General features: G+C 66.6%; 18 protein-coding genes. 8 read left to right on the forward strand and 10 right to left on the reverse strand.

The genetic code is table 11. From position 1 onward, the window contains the following. The first annotated feature begins 79 nt into the window (after positions 1-79). The 4 genes from ABEA50_RS21980 (at position 80) to ABEA50_RS21995 (ending at position 3,277) form a co-directional block, all read left to right on the forward strand. A complete protein-coding gene (locus ABEA50_RS21980) occupies positions 80-430 on the forward strand; it encodes a DUF742 domain-containing protein (protein ID WP_345497536.1) in 351 nt (116 codons plus the stop codon). Beyond that, entirely contained in the window at positions 405-1,010 is a 606-nt protein-coding gene (locus ABEA50_RS21985) for a GTP-binding protein (RefSeq protein ID WP_345497538.1), read from the forward strand. The genes ABEA50_RS21980 and ABEA50_RS21985 overlap by 26 nt, the downstream gene beginning before the upstream one ends. A gap of 388 nt (positions 1,011-1,398) precedes the next feature. Then, positions 1,399-2,670, forward strand: coding sequence for a cytochrome P450 family protein (locus ABEA50_RS21990; RefSeq protein ID WP_425577685.1), 1,272 nt, complete (start codon positions 1,399-1,401; stop codon positions 2,668-2,670). Positions 2,671-2,782: 112 nt separating this feature from the next. Next, positions 2,783-3,277 (forward strand): PaaI family thioesterase, encoded by a 495-nt coding sequence (locus ABEA50_RS21995; RefSeq protein ID WP_345497539.1) that lies wholly within the window; start codon positions 2,783-2,785, stop codon positions 3,275-3,277. 64 nt (positions 3,278-3,341) lie between these two features. Here the strand turns inward: ABEA50_RS21995 and ABEA50_RS22000 are convergent, their stop codons facing one another. From ABEA50_RS22000 to ABEA50_RS22025, 6 genes are all read right to left on the reverse strand, one after another. Then, the gene (locus tag ABEA50_RS22000; RefSeq protein WP_345497541.1) at positions 3,342-4,184 is read right to left on the reverse strand and encodes an acyl-ACP desaturase; all 843 of its coding nucleotides are present in this window, start codon (positions 4,182-4,184) and stop codon (positions 3,342-3,344) included. 9 nt (positions 4,185-4,193) lie between these two features. Further along, positions 4,194-5,027, reverse strand: a complete 834-nt coding sequence (locus tag ABEA50_RS22005) for an SAM-dependent methyltransferase (protein ID WP_345497542.1) — start codon at positions 5,025-5,027, stop codon at positions 4,194-4,196. Next, positions 5,024-5,287 (reverse strand): acyl carrier protein, encoded by a 264-nt coding sequence (locus ABEA50_RS22010; protein ID WP_345497543.1) that lies wholly within the window; start codon positions 5,285-5,287, stop codon positions 5,024-5,026. The genes ABEA50_RS22005 and ABEA50_RS22010 overlap by 4 nt, the downstream gene beginning before the upstream one ends. Then, on the reverse strand, positions 5,284-5,829 hold the full coding sequence (locus ABEA50_RS22015) for a PaaI family thioesterase (protein ID WP_345497544.1): 546 nt from the start codon (positions 5,827-5,829) through the stop codon (positions 5,284-5,286). The genes ABEA50_RS22010 and ABEA50_RS22015 overlap by 4 nt, the downstream gene beginning before the upstream one ends. 1 nt (position 5,830) lies before the next feature. Further along, the gene (locus ABEA50_RS22020) at positions 5,831-6,619 is read right to left on the reverse strand and encodes a ferritin-like domain-containing protein (RefSeq protein WP_345497545.1); all 789 of its coding nucleotides are present in this window, start codon (positions 6,617-6,619) and stop codon (positions 5,831-5,833) included. 480 nt (positions 6,620-7,099) lie between these two features. Continuing rightward, on the reverse strand, positions 7,100-8,788 hold the full coding sequence (locus tag ABEA50_RS22025; protein ID WP_345497546.1) for an AMP-binding protein: 1,689 nt from the start codon (positions 8,786-8,788) through the stop codon (positions 7,100-7,102). Positions 8,789-9,188: 400 nt separating this feature from the next. Between ABEA50_RS22025 and ABEA50_RS22030 the strand changes: the two genes are divergently transcribed. The 3 genes from ABEA50_RS22030 to ABEA50_RS22040 all read left to right on the forward strand — a co-directional run bounded on the left by ABEA50_RS22030 (position 9,189) and on the right by ABEA50_RS22040 (position 13,165). Further along, positions 9,189-11,024 (forward strand): FAD-dependent oxidoreductase, encoded by a 1,836-nt coding sequence (locus tag ABEA50_RS22030; protein WP_345497547.1) that lies wholly within the window; start codon positions 9,189-9,191, stop codon positions 11,022-11,024. A gap of 32 nt (positions 11,025-11,056) precedes the next feature. Then, positions 11,057-12,325, forward strand: a complete 1,269-nt coding sequence (locus ABEA50_RS22035; RefSeq protein ID WP_345497548.1) for a cytochrome P450 — start codon at positions 11,057-11,059, stop codon at positions 12,323-12,325. Positions 12,326-12,703: 378 nt separating this feature from the next. Then, a complete protein-coding gene (locus ABEA50_RS22040; RefSeq protein WP_345497549.1) occupies positions 12,704-13,165 on the forward strand; it encodes an SRPBCC family protein in 462 nt (153 codons plus the stop codon). A gap of 23 nt (positions 13,166-13,188) precedes the next feature. Here ABEA50_RS22040 and ABEA50_RS22045 read toward each other — a convergent pair whose 3' ends face one another. From ABEA50_RS22045 to ABEA50_RS22060, 4 genes are all read right to left on the reverse strand, one after another. Continuing rightward, entirely contained in the window at positions 13,189-14,400 is a 1,212-nt protein-coding gene (locus ABEA50_RS22045) for an MFS transporter (protein WP_345497550.1), read from the reverse strand. Further along, a complete protein-coding gene (locus ABEA50_RS22050; RefSeq protein ID WP_345497713.1) occupies positions 14,400-15,032 on the reverse strand; it encodes a GntR family transcriptional regulator in 633 nt (210 codons plus the stop codon). The genes ABEA50_RS22045 and ABEA50_RS22050 overlap by 1 nt, the downstream gene beginning before the upstream one ends. A 154-nt stretch (positions 15,033-15,186) precedes the next feature. Then, positions 15,187-16,578, reverse strand: coding sequence for an amidase (locus ABEA50_RS22055; RefSeq protein WP_345497551.1), 1,392 nt, complete (start codon positions 16,576-16,578; stop codon positions 15,187-15,189). Between the two features lie 63 nt (positions 16,579-16,641). Further along, positions 16,642-18,063 carry an amino acid permease gene (locus tag ABEA50_RS22060; RefSeq protein ID WP_345497552.1) on the reverse strand — a complete coding sequence of 474 codons (1,422 nt, stop codon included), beginning with the start codon at positions 18,061-18,063 and terminating at the stop codon, positions 16,642-16,644. Between the two features lie 354 nt (positions 18,064-18,417). Here ABEA50_RS22060 and ABEA50_RS22065 point away from each other — a divergent pair, with 354 nt between their 5' ends. Then, entirely contained in the window at positions 18,418-19,350 is a 933-nt protein-coding gene (locus tag ABEA50_RS22065; RefSeq protein WP_345497553.1) for a LysR family transcriptional regulator, read from the forward strand. The last annotated feature ends 45 nt before the right edge of the window (positions 19,351-19,395 follow it).

Here is a 19,395-nt window from a genome sequence, read left to right on the forward strand (position 1 = left end):
GCGTGCGGGTCGAAGACACTGCGCCGCTGGGCGATACGGCGGGGTTACAACGCGGGACCGATCCGAGAGGCGTGTGGCGATGAGCAGACACCGGCGTGATCCCGACCTGGTCCGTGCGTATGTGCGCACGGGGGGACGCACCAAGGCCAGTCGCGAGCTGGACTTGGTCACGTTGGTACTGGTCGCGAAGGACCCGTTACCCGGTGCCTCACCGGACAGCCTGCGGGTCATGAGTTTGTGCAGTCGCCGAGGCGGATTGTCGATCGCGGAGATCGCGGCCTACCTCGACCTGCCGGTATCGGTCGTGAAGATCCTCGCGGCCGACCTGCTCGACAGCGGGCTCCTGGTTACACCTACCCCGGCTGAGTCGATGCCGGAGATCGCCCTGCTCGAGGAGGTACTGAATGGGCTCCGCGCTCTCGCCGTCTGACCGTGTTGTCGAGTATGTGCCGGAAACGGTCACCCGCTCGGTAAAGCTCTTGGTGGCAGGCAATTTCGGCGTCGGTAAGACCACCTTCGTCAGCAGCATCTCCGAGATCAAACCGCTGCGTACCGAGGAAACCATCACCGAGGCCAGCGTCGGCGTCGACGACATGATGGGGTTGCCAGGTAAGAAGCAGACCACGGTCGCGATGGACTTCGGTCGTATCACCCTCAACCCCGAGCTGGCGTTGTACCTGTTCGGTACGCCGGGTCAACAGCGGTTCGTTCCGCTGTGGGAGGAGTTGGCCCGCGGCGCGCTCGGCGCGCTGGTGTTGGTCGACACCCGGCGCATCGAGAAGTCCGACGAGGTGCTTTCGGTGCTGGAGGAGCGCGGCGTGCCGTACTCGGTGGCGGTCAACCAGTTCGAGGGCGCGCGGGCGTTTCCGCTCGACGAGGTGCGTGACGCCTTGGACCTGGAGCCGGGTACTCCGTTGACCGCGTTGGACGCCCGTGACCGCCAGACCTGTCTGCGTTCGCTGATCACCCTCGTGGAGTTCCTGTTCCATCGCGTGGAGGCCCGCGTGTGACTCGCGGACTGTTGGTCGACGGAACAGCGCTACGAAGACAGCGCGACGAAGACAGCGCTGCAAAACCGAAGAAGCAATGAATCCCGGTGTCGGTGAGCATGTCTCACCGACACCGGTTGGTTCGTGTGGCGCGGCCGGTCACGCCGCGCTGGTGTCCGATCGCTACGACCGGTGCTGCCCCTGTGAATCTCGGGCAACGAGCATCCTCGATCGTCGCGGTGACACCGGTCGTGGCGTGCCGCGTCGCGCCGAGTAACGATCAGACTGCTGCTTCGGTGTCGGAAAACGCCCACAATCGCGACCTTTCGGTCGTACGCTGTGTCCCGAGCGGACCCGATACCCCTTGGGCCAGCCACTATTTCCCGTGCCATCGTATGGAGTTACGTCTGTGATCACGCCCCAGCACTCATCGGGCAACGACGACCAGACGGTGGTCGCCGTCAGTCCTGTTCCGGATATCTCGCCGGTCGATACCGAGAGTCCTCGGGTTTCCTTGTATTCAGAGGAATTCGCGGCCGACCCGCACGGTGTGTACGCGCGGATGCGCGCGCAGTTCGGTCCGCTGGCACGCATCGAGCTGGCGCCAGGCGTACCGGCTACCTTGGTGCTCGGCCACCGCGAGGCGCTACGAATCCTCAACGACCCCGAGCACTTTCCCGTCGATCCGCGCGGCTGGCAGCACAAGGTGCCGGGTGATTCGCCGATTCTGCCGCTGATGCAGTGGTATCCGAACGCGCTGCGCAGCGACGGTGACGAGCACCAGCGGTATCGGCAGGCTTACGTCGCCAGTATCGACGGCATCGATCTGTACAAACTGCAATCCATGGTCGAGCAGCTCGCGATACCGCTGATCAACAACTTCTGCGAGAACGGCTCGGCGGAGCTGATCGGGCAGTACACCTTTCCGCTGGTTTTCGATGTGGTCAACCACGTGCTCGGGTGTCCGCGCGAGCTCGGCCAGCGCGTCGCGACCGGCACCGCCCTGCTGTTCGATACCGCGGAGGCGGCCAAGGGAATGGAAATGTTGGTCACGGCGCTGCTGGAGTTGATCCAACTGCGCCGCGACGACCCCGGCGACGATGTGACCTCGCGAATGGTGCAGCACGGTGCGGGATTCACCGACGAGGAGATGATGTCGCAGCTGGTGTGCCTTTACGGCGCCAGCATCGAGCCGCAACAGAACCTGATCAACAACACCCTGCTGGCAATGCTCACCGATGAGCGTTCCGGCGGGATCCTCGGCGGCGCGCTCTCGACGCAGGAGGCGATCGAGGAGGTGCTGTTCAATGACCCTCCGGTCGCGAACTTCTGCACCACCTACCCCAAACAACCCATCCTGATCGACAACCAGTGGTTGCCCGCGCACGAGCCGATTCTGGTGAGTCTCGCTGGCTGCAACCATGATCCGGCGCTGGGCGGCACCGACCGCAACGGTAATCGCGCGCACCTGTCGTGGGGTGCGGGCCAGCATTCCTGCCCGGCACGGTCGGTGGCGTACGTGGTGGCGCGGGAGGCGATCGATCACCTTCTCGACGCCCTGCCGGAGATGTCGCTGGCCGAGCCGCTGGCGCAGATGTCGTGGCGCCCTGGCCCTTTCCATCGCGCGCTCGCCGCATTGCCGGTGACCTTTCCGAAGTCGCCGCGACTACCGGTGAGGTGAGCGCGGCTGCCGATCGAGCGATCGAAGCTGGAAATGCAACGCTCGGGTGTCGCTCGCGGTTCACCGGGCACTGGTCGAATGGCCTGGCAACGTTCGCCAGGGAGGAACAGCCATGACCAGTACCGATACGCATGCCAACGGCCAGACCACCGACCGGAGCGCGGACCCCACGGTCGCGAAAAGGGTCGAGGAGCTCACCACGATCTTTCAGCACGGCCTCAACGAAAACCTCGGCGTCGGCGCTTCGCTGGGTATTCGCCTGGAAACCGCGGGGGAGGGCTACACCCGCTACCACCTCGACCCGAACCCGGCGACCATCAACGCCATGTTCACCGTGCACGGCGGGGTGATCGCGACGCTGATGGACACGGCGATGGGCAGCGCGGTGTTCACGAAACTCGGTGACGGCGTGGCGTATACGACATTGGAGCTGTCGGTGAACTTCATCCGCTCGGTTGCCGTCGACGGCTCGCGCCTGACCTGCGAGGCGAGTGCGGTGCATGTCGGCAGGCGCACCGCGACCGCGCAAGCGCGCGTGGTCGACGCGAACGGCAAGCTGGTCGCGCACAGCTCCACCACGATCCTGGTGCTCGCGCCGCAGTCATGACCATCGCCGAAGGCCCCGGCGCCGAGCAGGTTTCGGCGTCGGGGCCGTCGTGTTCGACGTTCATTCAGGCCATGGTGCGGCATTCCTGGACGAAGCGCACGAGTTCGTCGTGTCGATCCGTTCGGGCGTCCACCGCACGATCGAGCACCTTGATCAGGTGCTCGTAGGCCTCGGTGTGATCGTAGGAAGCCACATCGGCGATCCGCAGCGCCCAGCGCCAGTACCCGCGCATGGTGTCGGACAACGGCATTCGGAAGTTCGCGATGACGTCGCGGATCGGTTCCACCGCCGCGTCACCGCTCACTCGCAGGTAACGCCCCACCACATCGGCCATGAAGCTGAAGTGGCGTGCCTCGTCCTTGGCCATGCGGGTAAGCAGCCCGGCCAGCACCGGCTCGTCCACCACGTCGCGCAGGTGCTGGTAGTACATTTGGGTCGCCTTCTCCTGCACGAGGGCGTAGGCGAAGAACTGCACGGGGTGGTCGTAGGGCAGGTCGAACGGTTTCTGCCCCTCCACCGCCAATTCGGCACGCAGCCGGTCACGTTCGGCGATTCCGGAGGCGTCCTGATAGCGGCTGAGTGCGCGGGCGTGGGTGTCCTCCTCCCACGCCCAGCGCACGGTGAAGTGATACAGCTCGCGGTTGTGCACGAAGGTGGCACGGTCCACGGTGTCGTCCACCGGAAAATACCGGTGATACACCTCGAAATAGCCGGGCAGGTGATCTTCGATGAGGGTCACGAACCGCACGGCGGAACGCTGCCCCTCGGTGAGCCGATCGGCATCTGCGCGTGACCAGTCGAACGCTGTCTCGACGTCCCACGCGCGCGCCGCGGGCGAGGCGGCGAGGAATCCGTCGACGGCGCCGACGAGTTCCTCGACGGGCAGGATCTGTGCTTCGATGTCCATCGTCGGCGCCTACCTGGCCCTGCGGCAGGTCAACGCGTAATGCTTGGTGGTGTAACCCCATCCGGCGTTGGCGACCTCCAGGTAGTGGCGCAGCTTGTCGGCCATGCCGGTGCCGTGGGTGTCGATCCGCTCGGCCGCCGCGTCGACATTGCCGATCCAGTCCTCGATGGTGCGGCGGTAATGCTCGGTGAGGTCATCGACCGCGATTATCGAGAACCCCGCGTCCTCGGCGGCGGCGACCAACTCCGACAGCGGACGCAGATCACCCCATCCGAAGATATCCTCGCGCACGAACTCGGTGCCGTCGTTGGCGTCGAACGCGGTGCGCGCGGCGGCGTTTCGGAAGCAGCTCTCCGAAAGATACAGGTGCCCACCACGGCGCAGCGCGGCGCGGGCGCGGCGCAGGACCGCGACAGGATCGGGCATGTGCACGATCGAGCCGAGCATGGTCACCGCGTCGAAGTGGCGTTCGGGCAGTGTCATGTGCTCGAAGTGTCCGACTTCGGTGCGCACCAGGTCGGCCACCCCTGCTGTCGCCGCGCGCAGCGCGATGTATTCGTGCTGACGTGGTGCGGGACTGACCCCCAGTGTGGTGCAACCGAATTCCTCGGCCATGAACACCACCAGCGAACCCCATCCGCAGCCGATATCGAGCAGTCGCTCGCCGCCGCGCACGGCCAACCGGTCGGCGACGAAACGCAGCTTCTGCCGTTGCGCCTGCTCGAGGGTGTCGGTATCGGCGTGATACAGCGCCGAACTGTACTTGCGCAGCGGGTCGAGGAACTCGCCGAACAGTTCGGGATCGAGGTCGTAGTGCTGGTTGGTGTCGGCGGTGACGGTCACGCCGCCGCCTCGCGCAGCGCACGGTCGACGACCGCGACCACGTCGTCGAGGGTGGCGAGGCCGAACACGTCCTCGTCCTCCATTTCGATGTCGAAGGCGCGTTCGATCTTCGCGACCATGCGCAGCACTCGGACCGAGTCGACACCGGCCATGCCGCGCAGGTCGACGTCGGGGCGCAGGTCGGCGCGGGCGATGCCGGTCTCGGTGGCGGCGATCTCGGTGACGGTGTCGAGGATCTGATCGGTGGTGGCGGTGGTCATGGGTGAACTCCGTTCGATGTGTGGTCCGCGCCGGTGGCCAGCGCGTGGCTGAGCAGGGCGATGTGGTCGTCGTCGAGGGTGAGTCGATCGCGCACGTCCTCGAGCGCGAAACGTTGGTAGGCCGCCGTCGAGGTGGCGCACACGGTGTCGTCGGCGGCCAGGATCTCCGCGCGCGCCTGGATCGCGGCGCGCGTGGGGTCGTCGGACAGTGTTGCCACACAGCGGTATTCGGTGTCGATCCGCAACGGCGCGATGAACCGGGTGCGCTGGGTGACGGTGAAGGCGGGGAAGTGCCGGTCGAGGACGATGAGGTTGCCCATCACCTCGTCGCAGACCACGCCGATCAATCCGCCGTGCACCACGCCGGGATAGGACTCGAACTCGCGGCCGAGTGTGAAGCGGGCCTGCAACGCGGCGCCCTCGCGGGTGAAGGTCAGGCGCAGCCCGGAGCGATTGTGTGGGGAACAGCCGAAGCAGTGGTAATCCGGGATCACCGACCACGGCACCCGCACCGGCGCACCGGAATTCGGCTCAGCGACCATGTCAGGCGATCGCGTCGGCCAGCGCGCGGCGCACCCTGGCATTACTGGACAGGTCCAAGCCGGTGATGTTCGCGAAGGTGCGCCGCACCTTGTCGTGCAGCACCTCCAGTTCGCCCTCGGCGGCGACCTGTTCGAGGAACAGTTCGAATCCCGTGTCGATGGTCTCGTGGTCGCCGAGTTCGCTGATGCCCGCCTTGAATGTGCTCACCGGGTGCTTGATCTTGGCCTCGGAGCTGTAGACGTACAGGGTCTCCAGCACCGAAGGCAGTTCCTCCGGTCGCGCCGCCAGGCGCTTGGTGGCGTAGTGGATGAACTCGCGGGCGTGGCCGGCCTCGTCGCGACTGGCGTTGAGCAGCAAGCCCTTCAGGACCGGTTCGCGCACCCAACCGGCCACGGCGCGGTAGATGTGGTTGACGGTGAGTTCGGAGATGATGTTGGTGGCCAGGGTCGCCGAAGGGGTGCTGCCCGGCGCGTACGGTTCGCGCATCGCGTCGACGGCACGGTCGTCGACCTGTTCACCGACCGCGTTGAGCCAGGCGCGAAACGCGTAGTGGTGCTGCACTTCCTGATAGCCCCACACCACCGCGAAGGTGGAGAAGTCGTAGTCGTCGACGAATTCGTTCATGAAGCCGTGTACCGCGGCGATCACATTGGACTCGCCCATGGTGGCGCTCTTGGCCAATGTCACGTACTCGGGTCGGACGAGGTCGATATCGACATCGTCGAATGCCAGATCCGCCAGTCGCCAGTGCAGGCGCTCGTAGTGGCGGAATACTTCATAGCTGTGCACCGTGGTCTCCAGTTCGGTCGGGGTCGAAAGGCTCTGCGGGGCAGACAGTGTTGTGGTGGGCGGAGTGTCCGAGCGATGGGAGCCCAGGCGCCGTCGCGGTGATCGCGTGAGTACCGCGTCGGGGCTCCTGCACGCGAAGCGTCACCGGCGCAACCAGTTCGGCGGTGGGCGCCGGGCCGCCTCGGAGGGCGCACAGCACCGGGGCGGACGGGGCCGGTCGAGGCGCTGGATGAGTTCCCCGGCCGCCTGGCGGCGCGGCTTGCCGCTGCTCGTGCGCGGCGCAACTGGATACACCTCGATCGCGGTCGATCCCAGTGTGCTGCGCGCGGCGGCGCTTGATTCGTACGGCGAGCTCGCCGGTAGCGGTTCGACGCGGGTTGGGTCCAGGACGACCTCCGAAACTCGGCGAACCACAACTCGTCGGACTCATGGGTGGCCGAGACGACCCCGATGTTCGGGTGAGGTGCGCGTGGCTCGCGGTCATGCGGCGGGCTCCCTCGGTCCCACGTCCCGGTGGTCGAGGCGCTGGATCAGCTCCCTGGCCGCCAGGCGGCGCAGCTTGCCGCTGCTCGTGTGCGGAATAGTGCGCGGCGCAACCGGATACACCTCGATCGCGGCCAATCCCAATGCGCTGAGCACGGCGCGTTTGATTCGTGCGGCGAGCTCGTCGGCGGCGGCCCCGGTCGCCTCGGTCTCGGCGATGAGGGCGATCACCTCGGCACCGTCGGGATCCATCGCGGCGGTACAGCGGCCCTTGTGGATACCGTGGAGCCCGCGCACCGCGGCCTCCACGTCCTGGGCGTAGAAGTTCTCGCCACGCACCGTGATCATGTCCTTGCGGCGGCCGGTGACGAACAGTTCGCCCGCGCGCAGATAGCCGAGATCGCCGGTGCGCAACCAGCCGTCGACGAACAAGTCGGCGACCGAGGCGGGGTCGGCGGTGAGGTAGCCGTCGGTCACCGAGGTGCCTCGGATGACGATTTCGCCGACGAGACCGTCGGAGACCTCGAGCCCGGTGTCCGGGTCGAGGATGCGCAGACTCAGCTCGCGCACCGGCGCGCCGACACCGGCGACGGCCCGCGCACCGGGCGCATCGGCGTGAACCGGTTGTGCGTGAGCGTCATTGGACAGCTGGCGCCGATCGACCCACTCGAACAACGGCGCCCGACCCAGTGGCGGGAACGCGACCGCGAGCGTCGCCTCGGCCATGCCGTAGACGCCGAACATCGTCGATGCGGCGAAACCGGCGGGCGCGAACCGATCCAGGAAAGCGGTGACCACCGCGTGCGAGATGGGTTCGGCGCCGTTGAACGCGATTCGCCAGTGTCGAAGATCGAGCGCGGCCACGTCCGCAGGCGGTATCGCCGCCAATAATGCCTCATATCCGAAATTCGGCATCGCCGTGATAGTGATTTCCGCACGGGCGAATTCGGTCAACCATCGCTGCGGATCTTTGACGAACGCGAGCGGTGACCAGATATGCGCGGGAATTCCACGCAGGATTGCCGAGAGGGTGCCGAACAAACCCATATCGTGAAACAACGGCAACCAGAATCCGCCACGATCGGAAAGATCGAGCGCGATGCCGGAACGGATGGCGCCGAGACCACCGAGCACGTTCGCGTGGGTGAGTCGCACACCCTTCGGTGTCGCGGTACTACCCGAGGTGAATTGCACGATTGCTTGGTCACCCGAACCGACGACGGGCAACGGTGTTTCGGGGTGCTCGGCGACCAGCAGGGTATCGATGTCGACCAACTCGACCTCGACGGCGGCACCGAGCATGCCCACCAGGTCGACGAAGCGCGGCGACACCACGACCGTGCGCATGCCCGCCGCCGCGACGATCGCCGCGAGCCGGGTTGCGTACTCCGCCAGCTGTCGCGCACCCGTCGGCAGTGGCAACGGGGCGGCGGCACCGCCAGCGGCGAGCACGCCGAACAGGCCGATCAGGAACTCCGGTGCGTTGGGGCACAGGATGCCGACCGGCTCGCCGCGGCGCAGACCGCGGCGCACCAACGCGGCGGCGGCGAGTTGGGAGCGCTCGTGCAGGTCGGCGTAGGTCACTGTCTCCGACACCGACCAGAACGTCGCCGTCTGCTCGGGAAACGCGTGCGCCGTCGCGGCCATCCGTTCGTGCAGCGTGTCGGGCGAATCCACGGAATTCATGCTCGTAACGACAACAGCGCCCGATGACGCGCCACTGAACTGACTGTGAATTGCGATGTGCGATAAAAAGGAGCGATCGCCCCATCGTGTTGGGCGATAAAGTATTCCGACTATGGCGCGATAGAAGCGCGCGATCGCCGTCGCAACCGGTCGCCACGGCGCCCCACCATGGATCACGAATCAGCTCTTGCCGCGGTGCCGATCGCATCGCTGAATATTTTCCGCTCTTGCCGATTTCGACCCAGGAGTTGCCGGTGTATGGCGACCAATTCCGGAAACTACGACGGACCGTGACATTGTCGTCGGCGTCGAGGAACGCGCAGAGTTTCGGCGCTCGGCTTTTCGTCGTTGCGCTTTTCGGCGCTGCGGGCGGCGCGGTTCTCGGACGAGGAACCTCGAGGTGAGCAACGCTCGGCATGCCGTTGTGCTCGGTGCGGGGATCGCGGGATTGCTTGCGGCACGGGTGCTTACCGAACATTTCGGCCGGGTCACCGTCATCGAACGCGACACCCTCGGCGACGACGCGCGCAGGGGGGTGCCGCAGGGGCGTCATCTGCATGGGCTGCTCGACCGCGGCCGCACCAGCATCGAGCAGTTGTTTCCCGGTTTCACCGCCGAGATGTCCGAACACGGTGCGACGACCGTGGAAGCACTGGTGGGCACTCGCTGGTATATCGGCGGCCTGCGTGCCGCGCCCACCGCGACCGGACTCACGTCGGTGATCGCGAGCAGGCCGCTGCTGGAATCTGTGCTGCGGCAACGGACTACAGATCTTCCGCAGGTGCGGTGGGCTGTGGGTACGGCGGCTGGGCTGGTCGGTGATTCGCACCGGGTTCGTGGCGTCGCCGTCCGTGCGGGCGACGAAACATACACGCTCACTGCCGATCTCGTCGTCGACGCGACCGGGAGAGGGTCACGCGTGACGCAATGGCTCGCCGAGCTCGGGGCACTCGCCGCGCCCGAAGAGCGGTTGGACGTCGACCTGGGCTACGCGTCGCGGCTCTACGAGCACCGGCCCGAACACTTGGACGGACATTCGTCGGTGATCATCTCCACCGGTCCGAACGGTCGCGGCGGTGGCGCGGTGCTCGTGGAGGGCGGGCGCTGGCAGGTAACGCTCGCCGGGATGCTCGGCGACCATCCGCCGACGGATAAGGACGGTTTCGCCGCCTTCGCCGAGACCATCAGCTCGCGCGATATCCACGAGATCATCAGCACGGCAACACCGTTGGGTGCCGCGGTGCCGCATCGCTTCCGTTCCCCGGTGTGGCGGCGGTTCGACCGACTGCCCACCGTGCCGCAAGGATTTCTGGCCATCGGCGACGCGTTGTGCCACTTCAACCCGCTGTACGCGCAGGGGATGACGGTCGCCGCACAGCAGACACTCGTGCTGCGGTCCTGCCTGCGCGCGGGGGACACCGGAGACCTGCCCGAGCGGTTCTACTCGGCCGTCGCGCCCGTCATCGACGTCGCGTGGCGACTGTCGACGGGCTCGGACCTGGCCAATCCCGCCGTCGTCGGACCACGTGACCTTCGAACCAGACTCACCAACCGGTACGTCGCACGCGCCCAGCGTGCCGCACACTACCACCCTTCGGTGGCACGCGCGTTTCTGCGCGTAGCCAACCTCGTCGACCCCCCGGCAGCATTGCTGGCACCGTCGACCGCCTGGCGAATCCTGATGCGCGGCAGTACTTCCGCCGTAGTATCCACCGGCGATGTCAGCGGACCTGCGGCAGTCTCGGTGGCAGCAGCTCACCCCACCGGCGCGGCACAGGCCGGACCGTTCTCGGCCGACGTTCCTCGCCGCGACGGTTCGCTCGACGACTCTGTCGCAGACGAGGCTGGCTGTGTCACGGGTGCGGCCGGTTCTGTCATGGGTGAGGTCGGCGTTGTCGCGCAGGGAGCTGACCTTGCAGGTGAGGTTGGTGTCGGTGTTGTCGCACGGGCTGGCCTCGACGCGTACGGGGCTGGTCTTGCGGTGGATGAAGCTGGTGTCGTTGTGCACGGTGCTGGCCCTGCCGCGCACGAGGCTGACCCTGCCGCGCACGGTGCTGGCCCTGCCGCGCACGAGGCTGACCCTGCCGCGCACGAGGCTGACCCCGGTGCGCACGAGGCTGACCCCGGTGCGCACGCCGCCGATGAAATCTCCCGTGAACCCGCGAGTCCCGTGAACCCCCTTGCGTACCAACCTGCCCGAACCGAAGGTCAGCCAGCCAGCCACACCGACCTCTGAGCAACCTCGAACCACAGGAAGGAACACCGGTTATGGACACAACGTCCACGAATACCGCTGTGGCGGAACCAGATTCCGCCATTCAGACAGCGCTCGCGCAACTACTCGGGCCTGAGGGCCGCCCGGACCCCTACACGCCGGCCAGGGTGCTGCGCGAGGCGGGACGGGTGCATCAGACCCCGCTCGGGTTCCCCGTGCTCACCCGCTACGAAGACTGCGCGGCCGTGCTGTCCACCACCGCGTGGAGTCATTCCGAAGAGGCCGGGATGATGCATCCCACGGTGTCGCCGGAGAACGCCCCCGAGGAACTGCCGACCTCGTTCCTGTGGATGGAGCCGCCGGACCACACCCGGCTGCGCAACCTCGTCACCAAGGGCTTCACCCCGAGGATGGTGACCCGGCTGCGTCCGCGTATCGAGGAGCTCACCGAGCAACTCGTCGACAAGGCCGTGGCCGCAGGGGAATTCGACCTCATCGAATACATCGCCTATCCGCTGCCGCTGATCATCGCCTGCGAACTCATCGGCGTGCCCCGCGAAGCCTACGGGCAGGTGCACCAGTGGGCGCAGGATCTCGCGCGCGGTTTCGACCACGACTACACCCTGCCGCCCGAGGCGCTCACCGCCCGCAGTGCCGCCTCACGTGGTTTCATGGGCTACTTCCGTGAACTGCTCAACGAGCGCCGTCGCGATCCGAAAGACGATCTGCTCAGCGTACTTTCGCAGGTCGAGGACCGTGGCGACGTGCTGAGCGAGCAGGAATTGCTCGCCACCTGCATCACCACCTTCGTCGCTGGCCACGAGACCACCGCCAACCTCATCGGCACCGGCATGTTGCAGCTCATGCGTAACCAGGACCAGATCGCCGCGTTGCGCGCACGGCCGGAGCTCACCGCCTACGCCCCCGACGAGCTGCTGCGGCTCGAGCCTTCGGTACAGGTCACCACGCGTGCCGCGACCCAGCCGATCACCGTCGCGGGCCACGACTTCGCGAAGGGCGACGGCGTTGTGGTGCTGATCAATTCGGCCAACCGCGACCCCGAGGTCTTCACCGACCCCGAACGCGTCGACGTGGCGCGCTACTCGGACCCCAAGAACCCCGCCAAACGGCACCTCGGCTTCAGCCTCGGCATCCACTACTGCCTCGGTGCGCCGCTGGCATTGCTGGAGATGGAAATCCTGCTCGACGCGCTGATCCGCAAGACCCGCGGAATAGAAGTTCTCACCGATACGCCCCCCTACAAGCCGAACGTAGTAATCCGCGGATTGGAGTCCCTACCAACCCGCATTACACCGGCATAGGACGTCGAGATCACCAGGACTCAGCGGCAGCCCCGGCGTGGGATCCGGACCGAGATGGCCTGGTGGTCTCGAGGCACACGCGTCTCGAGCGGAGGCGCTGGGTGGCTGCTGCACGCCTTCGGGACCGCGGGGGTGTGAGTGTTGGATTCGATGGGAGTGGGATGAACTCACGCGCCCGCGGCGACCCCCACTCGCCCACCAAACCCAGCCATCCTCCCGAGCCGCCGAAACAATTGTTCCGAGCGAAGCGAGACGGGCACGGTAAGGTTCGCGGCAGCGAAACTGGCAGGGCCGCGAACCCCGCGGCGCCAGCCGCCAAAAATACAGTGTTTGTGGGCTGGGTGCTGCTGTGGTTGGCATGGGTGGTTTTATCGGGGGATGAGCGAGAGTGACGAGGACGTGCGGGTTGTCAGTGCTGGGCGGGAGATTGCCGCGGAGGCGGGGGTGGTCTTCGAACTGATCGCGGATCCCCATCAGCAGCCACGGTGGGACGGTAACGAAAACCTCGTGGAAGTGGTTGCGGGGCAGCGGGTTCGCGAGGTTGGGGACGTGTTCGGTATGCGCATTACCCAGGGTGGTATCCGCGACAATCACGTGGTCGAGTTCGAGGAGGGGCGGTTGATCGCCTGGTTGCCCGCCGAGCAGGGTGGTGACGTGCTCGGGCATTTGTGGCGGTGGGAGGTCGAGGCGTTGGGGCCGGGACGTAGCCGGGTCACCCACACCTACGACTGGTCGAAGTTGACCGACGAGAATCGGTTCCCGAAGGCGCGCGCGACCACCTCGGACCGGCTGTTGGCGTCAGTGGATCGGTTGGCGGAGGTTGCTGAGAGCGGTCGGTGACCCGGCACGGATTCGCGGCCGACTCAGGGGGTGCGAATTCGGTAGTCGCGCAGCACTACCGCCAGGCAGCAGGCCGCGATGCCGGCGCCGATGCCGAACATCGTCGGGTAGCTCGCGCCGGTGACCTGGTGCAGCAACGACAACAGGGCGGGCGCGCCGAAGCCGAGGTAACTCACCGAATAGAAGACGGCGGTGAGCCCCGCGAGATCGGTGGGTAAGGCGATGCGTTCGATCTCCTGGAGTCCGGCGACCAAACCGATGCCGTAGCCCGCGCCGAGCACCAAGGCCGTGGCCAGGGTCGACCAGAGCGTCAGTGTCGCCGACGACCACGCGGCGATGACCATGCCCACGGTGGTCAACGTCAGCGAGAGGGCGGCCGTACGGGCGGTGCCGGGCCGATCGATGCGGCGTGCGACCGATTGGATGGCGAAACCGCAGCCGAGGGTCAGCACGCCGACGAGTGCGGAGAAGGCGATCGGGGTCGAATGGATCCGTCCGGCCATGAGGGTCGGCATGATGGCGTACGCCGTTGCCGCGGAGGAGAACAACCAGAGTGCGATGGGCAGCGCGATGCGCACGAAGCGGCGATGCCCCGCTGCGGGAACCTTGATGTCGTCGACGAGTCGGCCGGGGGTCGCGTTGCGTGGCACGGTTTCCGGTGCGCGCGTCACCCACGCCGTCGCGACCAGGCACAGGGCGACGCTGATCAAGAACGGCAAGGTGTCCGGCAGCGGCGCCCACTGGGCGAGCACGCCCGCACACCCCGCGCCGGCGGCGAAGCCGCCGGTGAGACTCATCGCCGACCGGCGCGCGCCGGTACCGGACGGCCGATCGGCCGCGAGCTCCTTGAGCCAACTGCTGCCGACCGCCATCGCCAGGCCGAGCGCGATCCCGCACAGCACCCGCCCGATCGACATCACCGTCACCGAGGCGGAGCCGAACGCGATGAGCAGCGACCCGGCCGCGCTGATCAGGGGAGCGGGGCGAAGTAGAACGGCACGGCCGTATCGATCCGACAGTGGCCCGCCGATGAGTAGCGCGGGCACGATGCCGAGCACGTAGGCGAACAGCAGGAAATTCACCGTGGTGACGCTGAGCCCGTTGTTCTTGTACATCACCAGCAGTGGCGTGAATTCGTTTCCGCCCCAGGCGATCGCGAACATGGCGGCCGCGACACCCCACCACCGCTTGGTGACGGTGACCGTACTGTGCGCGGTAGCGGTGAGGGTGGCCATCACAGGCCCGTGAGGCGTAGTCGGTGCACGCCGGCGAGGTGCTCGACCAATGCGGTGGCGAAGCCGTCGCCGTCGCCGTCGGTGATCAGGGTGGCCAGGTGCACGTGCTGGTCGATGATCAAATCCACGTCCATCGGACCGCGATGAAACGCCACACTGTTCATCCTGCGCTGCCGTTCGCGCAGCGAATCATAGAACCCCGCGAGCAGCGGATTGCCCGCGGCGATGACATAGGAGCGGTGGAAATCGGTGTCCTCGTCGGCGAGTCGATCGAGGTCGCCTTCGGCCGCGAGCGTGCGCTGCCGTTCGAGCGACGACATGAGCATCGCGGCCAGCGTCGTCCGGTCGGCGTTGGCCAGTGCACGCACCGCCGCGGCTTCGACGACGTAGCGGGCGTAGGCGACATGCTCGGCTTCGTCGGCGGGGATCGGCACGACGAGCGCGCCCCGCTTCGGGTAGAGCTTCATCCACCCTTCGGTCTCCAGCCGCAGAAAAGCCTCACGCACCGGCGTCCGTGAGGTCCCCAAGTCGGCCGCGACCTCGCCCTCGCTGATCAGCTCACCGCCGGACAACGCGCCGCTCAGTATCCGCTCCTTGACCTCGCGATAGGCGTTCTCAGCCGATGAATACATCTTAGACACAAGTCGTATCCTAACGAACCGTCAGCGAACACGCCGCGTGAGTTCCCTCATAAGCCAGGCAAAGGGTGCCCACATGATCAGCAGGACCATGCGTGGGTCTTTGCGTGTCTGTGGCGCCGGGTTGTGCTGGTGATCTTGCGTCGACTCAGCGAGGTGGACGTGGGTGTGGCCGGGCCTGCTCGAGTTGTGCGGCTACGGAGAGGATTGTGGGTTCATCGTTTGCCGGGGCTACGAGTTGGACGGCGAGTGGTAGGCCGTCGTCGCCGATTCCGGCGGGTAGGGATGCCGCGGGGTTGCCTGTGACGTTCCACGGTGCGGTGTAGGCGACCATGGGCAGCGAGCGCAGTTGTGCGCGGAATGCGCCGACGCCGTCCAGGGCGCCGAGGCGCGGTGGGCGGGTGGCAGTGGTGGGGGTGAGCAGGAGGTCGCAGTGGGTGAACAGCTGCTCGGATTTGCATGCGAGCTTCTCGCCGTGCGCGATCGCCCACTCCACCACTGATTTTCGGGCGAACGCGCCGATGCGGATGTGCTGTCTCGTCCGGCGTTCCAGTGCGCCGGGGCGCTCGACGAGGGCGGCTTCGGCGCGGACTCCCGCGGCGAGTTGCGGCGTGAAGGCGGGCAGCACCTGGGGGTAGGCAGGGTCGACTTCGAACACCGTGTGCCCGAGGTCGGTGAGAAGTCGCACGGTGGTGAGAACGGCCCGCACCTGTTCGCGATCCGGTTTCAACAGTGGCACAGCCGGTTTCGTGCTGTAGCCGATGCGAAGGCCGGTGTCGGGTGTGCGCGCGGCGTGCTCGAAGGACACGATCGAGTCGGCGGCGCGGAATCGGTCGGTGGCGACATTGCCACGGATGACGTCGTAGACGATCGCGGATTCGAGGACACCTCGGGTGAGGGGGCCGAGGGTGCCGAGCGCGAACCACAGGTGCGGGTGCGGGTGGTGGGAGACGCGTCCGCGCTGCGGTTTCAGTCCGAACAGCCCGCAGCAGGCGGCGGGGATACGAATGGATCCGCCGCCGTCGCCGCCGATGGCCACCGGGACCAGTCCGGCGGCCACCGCCGCTGCCGAACCGCCACTGGAACCGCCGGTGCCGCGGGTGCGGTCCCACGGGTTGCGCGCGGCGCCGTAGGTGCTGGATTCGGTGAACGGCCACTGCCCGAATTCCGGCATGGTGGTCTTGCCGACGATGATCGCGCCCGCGGCGCGCAGGCGGCGCACCACCTCCGCGTCGGCGGCGACGGGCGTGCTGTTGGCGCGGGTACCGAAACCGGTGACGGTGCCCGCCACATCGATCTCGTCCTTGATCGCGATCGGAATGCCGTGCAGCGGACCACGATCCACCTCGGGCACCGCGTCACGATCGGTGGCCTCGGTACGGGCGGCCTCGCGCAGCACCTCGGTGAAGGCGCCGAGGTCGGCGGCGCGTTCGATGCCGTCGAGGGTGGCGGCAGTGAGTTCGGTGGCGGAGATCTCGCCGCGGCTCAGCAGGTCGCGTTGGCGTAGGAGTCCCGCCGAGGTGACGTCGTGCAGATCCATGCGTTTTCCTCTCGAGTCCCGGCTGACCCGACGCTACCTCGGGCCCGTGAAGTGCCCGAAAACCTATGCGGTGCTGGTGTTTTCGCGTTGCAAGAGCGAATGTGAGCGCGAGTAGCCGAAGTACACCGCGAGCCCGACGGCCAACCACACCAGAAACCGCACCCACGTCTCCCACGGCAGCGACCAGATCAGATACAGCGAGAAGCCGATACCGATCAGCGGAACCACCGGCATGAGCGGCAGTCGGAACTCACGCGGCGCGTCCGGGCGGGTGCGACGCTGCACAATCACCGCGACCGAGACCACGATGAAGGCCATCAGAATGCCGATATTGGTGAGTTCGGCGACCACGGTGATGTCGAGGAAACCCGCCATCAACGCAGACCCGATGCCGACAATCCAGGTCACCCGCGTCGGCACCTTCCGCACCGGGTGGGTCTTGGCGAACCATTGCGGCAACAGACCGTCGCGGCTCATCGCGAACCAGACGCGCGTCACGCCGAGCATGAAGGTGAGTACCACCGTGACGATGCCGACGATCGCGCCGATCGCGATGATGTTCGCGACACCAGGCAGGCCCACCGACTCGAAAGCGGTGGAGAAACCGCTGGTCGGGCTGATCTCGGTGTATTTCTGCATACCGGTGAGCACCAGGGTCGCCAGTACATACAGCACCATCGCGATGGCCAGCGAATACAGGATCGCCTTGGGGAGGTGCTTCTTGCCGTCGGTGGATTCCTCGGCGGCGGTGCTCATCGCGTCGTAGCCGAACACGGCGAAGAACACCGTCGCCGCACCGGTCCACACCGCGCCGGAACCGAACGGGAAGTAGGGGGTGTAATTGGCACTGTCGATGTGAAAAACCCCGAGCGCCACGATGAGCACCACCAGCGCGACCTTGATCCCGACGGCGACGGTCTCGAACCGGCCGACGCTGCGGATGCCACGCGAGAGCAACCACGCGGTGCCGAGGCAGAACAGCATCGCGAAGACATCCACCACATGGCCGTCTCCGGTGCCCGCGGCGCCCATCATCCAGTCCGGCGGTGTGAGTTCCACCTGCTCGAGCAGGAATCGGAAATATCCGGAGACGCCGATCGCGACGACGGCGGCCACCGCCACATACTCCAGCAGCAGGTCCCAGCCGATGAACCACCCGGCGAGCTCACCCAGCGAGACGTAACCGTAGGTGTAGGCCGAGCCCGCCTTGGGCACCATGCCCGCGAATTCCGCGTAGCACAGCGCGGCCGCGGCGCTGGCCACCCCGGCGATCAGGAACGACAGCAGCACCGAAGGCCCGGTGACCGAGTGCGCCACCGAACCGGCCAGGGTGAAAATGCCCGCGCCGATGATGCCGCCGACGCCGATCGCGGTCAGCTGCCACAGGCCGAGCGAACGGGCGAGCTGGTGGTCGGTGGACTCCTCGTCCACCTGCTCGATCGGCTTGCGGCGAAGTAGCTGGCCGCGCAGTTCGGCGAGGGACATGACGGTTTCCTTTCCTCTTGCGTACCGCGGCACACCGACCGGTGGGTGGTCACCGCGCCAGCGGTTGTCCTATCCGATCACAGTGCGCGGTCCACGGTGTGCAGGCTGCGTAAAGTTCGGCGAAACGCGCCGCGCCGCGGCAGACAGGTGATGAGAACGGCTGCGCGAGTTGCCGTTCTGCTCGTCGTGCGGGAAACTGAGAGGTCACGACGTGCGATGCGGTGGACCACAGTGGTTTTCGCCGCCGAGTTCACCCGCCCGCCATGGTCCCGGTAGCCGCCGTCCTGTTGCGGTTCATCCTTGGTTATCTGACGCGATTAGCCTTCTGGTTACGCGGAAAAAGGAGCCTGCGGCATGGAGTTCCGACATCTCGTCTCGTTCATCACGATTGCCGAAGAACTGCATTTCGGCCGCGCAGCGCAGCGCTTGCATCTCACGCAACCCAGTCTCAGTGCCCAACTGCAGAAGTTGGAGAAGTCGCTCGGCGTGCAACTGGTCGCACGCAACTCACACGAGGTCAAGCTCACGCCCGCCGGTCGGGAGTTCGAGAGCCAGGCCAGGATCATCGTGGCGCAGATGGACCGCGCCGCCGAGGCCGCCAAGGCGACGGCCGAGGGGCGGGCAGGAACACTCAGCGTCGGCTACAACCTGCCCGCGAGCAGGCACGTATTGCCCGAGGCGTTGGCCAGGATGACCGAACAGCACCCGGACATCGGGGTCTCGCTGTTCGAGAAGCGCACCGGCCCGCAGTTGGCGGCGTTACGCGACGGGTCCTTGGACCTCGCACTCGTCTACGGCCACCCGAGCACCCCGGACTTCCGGTATCGGCGTCTGCTGCACCGGGTTCCGTTGGTCGCGGTGGTGGGTCGACGGCATCGGTGGGCGGATCGTCCCGGGGTGCCGTTCGCCGAATTGGACGGCCAGGATTGCGTGCTGTTCGCTCGTGAACAGTGTCCGGCCATGTACGACTCGTTGTTCCGCGCCGCCGCGGATTCCAGGATCACCCTCGCGGTGGCCCAGACCGCCGACGATCCCGGCGCGACCGCGCACATGGTCTCGGTGCGGCCGCTGGTGGGTTTCGCGTCGTTGCCGAGGGCGATATCGATGGGCATGGGTGCGCCGGGTAGCAACTCGGTGGCGGTGAAACTGTTCGACCCGGTGCCGACGCTTGATTTGTACGCGGTGTGGCGGGCGGATGAAACCAATCCGTCGGTGTCGTTCTTCCTCGATTGCATCGATTCTCCTGACGCCGCTCGGGTAGATATTGCCCGTGCCGTCTCGGCCTGATCTCTTCGATAGGCCATGACGTTCGCGCGGTAGGAACCGGCGCAT

This window comes from Nocardia callitridis (assembly GCF_039543305.1).
Taxonomy (GTDB): domain Bacteria; phylum Actinomycetota; class Actinomycetes; order Mycobacteriales; family Mycobacteriaceae; genus Nocardia; species Nocardia callitridis.